We start from the raw sequence: 4,166 nt of genomic DNA, 5'->3' as shown, positions 1-4,166 counted from the left end.
CCACTGAACCCACGGTTGAGCCGACCGCCGCACCGACGACTGAGCCAACCGCCGAGCCCACAACCGAGCCGACTGCTGGTCCCACGGTTGAACCGACCACTGAACCCACCGTGGCACCTACAGCTTCGGCAAGTGCTTCGGCTACCGCCGCCCCCACGCACAAGACGGGCTTCGACGTTCTCAACGAAGGTCTAGAGGTCGCCCCGCTGGTCGTCACGGACCCGTCCAATGCTGCGACCGATACCAGCGCTACACCCCAACCGACCGCCGACCCGGGCAAGGCGCCTGCGTCGGCTGACACCAACTATGCGAGCCAGGGCTCGGGGAACGCGGACACGGACGCCGTCGACGAATCCGAATCCGATGCACCTCCGACACGTGCCCCCTCGGCACCGGTGCAGAACCCCGACGAACTGGGGCCGGACAATGCGGGTTCCCTTTCCGGCACCCGCCAGGGTGCGGTTGTTACCTTGATTTTCCCGACTTCGAAGGTGACGGAGGGCGATTGGGTGGCGGTGTTCGTCTACCCGGGGGCTACCACCGCCGGCTGGGTGCAGGTCGATGCGGATAACTCCGTGTCCATCGACATATCCGCGCTCGGTCCCGGTAGCTACAAGATCGCCGTCGGCGACCGCGACAGCCAACTACTCGGCTGGGCCCAGCTCGAAATCGCGGAAACGGCGCGTGGTGAGAGCGCGGACGACACCGGTATCACCTTGATCGCAGGCGAGGACCTCATGGGTGATCCCTCGGGAAGCACCGATGACTGGAAGCTCATCGGTGCCGGGGTCCTACTCGCGCTTGGTTTGGTGACCGTTGGCCTTCTCATCCGCCCAGCACTCAACGGCGTAAGAACGCGAGCCAGCCGCCGATAACGTGTATGCTCGTTACCGCAACGTAACGGGAGGAGGGGCTGTGCCACAGCGGCCACAGGTGCGCCCGTCGCGCGGTACACGGCGTCGCACGCTCGTCATGACGTTGGTCGCCTTGCTGGCTGGCTTGCTGACGTTCTTGCCCGGGGGCCACGCACAGGCCGACCCGTCGGCGGGCGACTCGACCACCGGTACCGCCTCCACCGTGAGCCCATCCACGATCGCCCTCGGCGGCACCCTCACGTTCACACTGTCCGGCTTCCCCCAGGGCGCCAGCGTCGACATCCTCATTGACGACGGCATGCTCGTCCCTGACAGCGACGCCGTCGTCGAGGAGCTGACCATAGGAGAGGACGGCACCTACGCGGGTACCGTGGAGCTGCCCGACTATGTGGACAAGGGACCCCACTGGCTGCGGTTCCGGGTCAGCGCCGGCCCCGAGATCCCGACCAATGCGGTGCGTACCCTCGACTACACGAACAAGAGCCCGTACTTCACGGTCGCCGACGTGACGATTATTGGTGGCGAGGCGCAAGCGAACTTGCCCGCGCGCGAGCCGACTGCCGATCCCACGGACGCCGCGCCCACAGCCCCCTCCGCCCCGGCCACATCAGCAACAGATGAGGCAATCGCGTCGGGCAGTGGCACCACCAGTGGGGGTCAGATCACCTCGTCCTTGCCGGTGGTCGGCACGGTGGTTGGCGCATTAGGCGCGGTGCTGGTCGTGCTGAGCCTCATCATCCGGGTGGAGCGGCGCCGCCTGAGCGGCTACGAACGGGAGCTCGAACAGGCCGCCCGGCGCTGAGCGCCTGGACCCGACCGGCGCCGCGTATAGGATCTGCGCGGCGCCCGCCCGTCTCGCGGTGCGCCCCGCCGGGCGCCGGCTCAGTGCCCACAACGGAAGGATTACAGCACCGTGATGCGAACCCGCGAGGCAGGTACCCTGCGCGCCGCCGATATTGGTCAGGTCGTCACTCTCACCGGATGGGTTGATCGCCGCCGCGACCACGGCGGCGTCGCCTTCATCGACTTGCGCGATGCCTCCGGCATCGCCCAGGTGGTCATCCGCGAGGAGGTCGCCCACGACCTGCGTGCCGAGTACGTGCTCAAGGTGACCGGTGAGGTCAGCGCCCGTCCCGAGGGCAACGCCAACCCCAACCTGCCCACCGGTGAGATCGAGGTCGTCGTCTCCGACGTCGAAATCCTCAACCCAGCCGCGGCGCTGCCCTTCCAGGTGTCGGATCACGCCGAGGACTCCGGCCAGGTGGGGGAGGAGACCCGCCTCAAGTACCGCTACCTCGACCTGCGGCGCTCGCCCATGCAACGCGCCATGCGCCTGCGCGCCAAGGTCTCTCAGGCAGCCCGCCGCGTCCTGGACGGCCACGACTTCGTCGAGATCGAAACACCCACACTCACCCGCTCCACCCCCGAGGGCGCCCGCGACTTCCTGGTTCCGGCCCGGCTGGCCCCCGGTTCCTGGTACGCGCTGCCCCAGAGCCCCCAGTTGTTCAAGCAGCTGCTCATGGTGGCCGGCATGGAGCGCTACTACCAGATCGCCCGCTGCTACCGTGACGAGGACTTCCGCGCCGACCGCCAGCCGGAGTTCACCCAGCTCGACGTCGAGATGAGCTTCGTCGACCAGGAAGACGTCATCGCGGTGGCCGAGGACATCCTGCGGGAGGTCTGGGCCCTCATCGATTACGACCTGCCCACCCCGATCCCGCGGATGACGTACAAGGACGCCATGGAGAAGTACGGCACCGATAAGCCGGACCTGCGCTTCGGCTGCGAGCTGGTGGACCTCACGAACTTCTTCAAGGACACCACCTTCCGCGTGTTCCAGAACGAGTACGTGGGAGCCGTGGTCATGCCCGGCGGCGCCTCCCAGTCCCGACGCACCTTCGACGCCTGGCAGGAGTGGGCTCGCCAGCGCGGCGCCCGCGGCCTGGCCTACGTCACGGTGGCCGACGACGGCACGCTCGGTGGGCCGGTCGCCAAGAACATCACCGATGCCGAACGCGCCGGCCTCGCGCAGGCCGCCGGAGCGAAGCCGGGTGACTGCATCTTCTTCGCGGCCGGCGCCGTGGACGCCTCACGTGCCCTGCTCGGCGCCGCCCGCCTGGAAATCGGCAAGCGCTGCGGCCTCATTGACGAGGGCGCCTGGTCCTTCGTCTGGGTGGTGGACGCCCCCCTGTTCAAGCCGTCCGCAGAAGCCAAGGCGGAGGGAGACGTGGCTCTGGGCAAGTCCGCCTGGACCGCCGTCCACCACGCCTTCACCTCGCCCAAGCCGGAATGCCTGGACAGCTTCGACACCGATCCGGGAAGCGCACTCGCCTATGCCTACGACATCGTGTGCAACGGCAACGAGATCGGCGGCGGTTCCATCCGTATCCACCGCCGCGACGTACAGGAACGCGTCTTCAAGGTCATGGGCATTGGGGAGGCGGAAGCCCAGGAGAAGTTCGGCTTCCTGCTGGACGCCTTTGCCTTCGGCGCCCCGCCGCACGGCGGCATCGCCTTCGGCTGGGACCGCATTGTCGCCCTGCTGACCGGCGCCGAATCCATCCGCGACGTCATCGCCTTCCCCAAGTCGGGCGGCGGCTATGACCCGCTCACCGACGCGCCGGCACCGATCACGCCGGAGCAGCGCAAGGAGGCCGGCGTCGACGCCGTTCCCGAGCAGGACGACTGACGGGTTCAGCTGCGGGCAACCATGCTGGCGCGATGGCGGGCGAGGGCCTTTGCGGTCCCGCCCGCCGTCGCGCCGCTTGGACTAGATGACGAGTTCCAGGGGCGTGGGTAGGGGCAGCCCGACCCCGCGCCCCGCCGCGTCAATCACCGAGCCCGGCGGCCGGTCAGCAGCCCCCAGGTGACGACGACGGCGCTTGCCGCCAGCTGCACCACCAGCAGCGGCGTCGTCGTCCACCCTGCGGCCACCAGCGCCCCGGGCAAGCCGGCAATGAGGGCCGCATCGGGGCCGCTAATAAGCATCTCCACTGCTCCAGGAGGCACGGCTCCCACCGGGGTGGACACCAGCCCCAGGGAGAAGTTGGGGCTCGGCCGGAACCCGGAGCGCAGCGCGACCCCACCCCAGCCGCATCCCGCCGCCAGAACCATGCCCAGGTCGGTCCAGCTAGTGATGTAGGCGCCCAGTGCCGCAGCGGCCCACACCGTCATGACTGCGGCGGGCACAAGCAGGTGGCCGAGCCGGACCACCAGGGGAGACACGGGCCAGGAAACATCGACCCCGCCGTCGAACCAGGCTCTCCGGCTGGGCTCGGCAACGGCGAGGGT

At 68.7% G+C, this 4,166-nt stretch carries 4 protein-coding genes and 1 pseudogene; 3 read left to right on the top strand and 2 right to left on the bottom strand.

Features of this window, described 5'->3' with window-relative positions:
* Nucleotides 1–85 (bottom strand): hypothetical protein (locus RWX45_RS13485; protein ID WP_410050696.1); only part of this gene is annotated, 85 nt, incomplete at its 3' end.
* A gap of 25 nt (nt 86–110) precedes the next feature.
* On the opposite strand from RWX45_RS13485, the gene RWX45_RS07740 reads away from it, so the two are divergent.
* The 3 genes from RWX45_RS07740 (at nt 111) to aspS (ending at nt 3,564) form a co-directional block, all read left to right on the top strand.
* Nucleotides 111–875, top strand: coding sequence for a hypothetical protein (locus tag RWX45_RS07740; RefSeq protein ID WP_410050695.1), 765 nt, complete (start codon nt 111–113; stop codon nt 873–875).
* 202 nt (nt 876–1,077) lie between these two features.
* Nucleotides 1,078–1,677 (top strand): DNA-directed RNA polymerase II, encoded by a 600-nt coding sequence (locus RWX45_RS07735; RefSeq protein WP_316023155.1) that lies wholly within the window; start codon nt 1,078–1,080, stop codon nt 1,675–1,677.
* Between the two features lie 111 nt (nt 1,678–1,788).
* Nucleotides 1,789–3,564, top strand: coding sequence for an aspartate--tRNA ligase (aspS, locus tag RWX45_RS07730; protein ID WP_316023154.1), 1,776 nt, complete (start codon nt 1,789–1,791; stop codon nt 3,562–3,564).
* Nucleotides 3,565–3,707: 143 nt separating this feature from the next.
* On the opposite strand, the pseudogene RWX45_RS07725 reads toward aspS, so the two are convergent.
* A pseudogene (locus RWX45_RS07725) lies at nt 3,708–4,166 on the bottom strand (hypothetical protein); the annotation flags it as partial.

Origin of the sequence: Actinomyces sp. MRS3W (genome assembly GCF_032465695.1) — a bacterium.
In the GTDB taxonomy this organism is placed as follows: domain Bacteria; phylum Actinomycetota; class Actinomycetes; order Actinomycetales; family Actinomycetaceae; genus Actinomyces.
The sequence above is the reverse complement of the archived record's forward strand: the minus strand, read 5'-3'. Positions and strand labels throughout refer to the sequence as shown.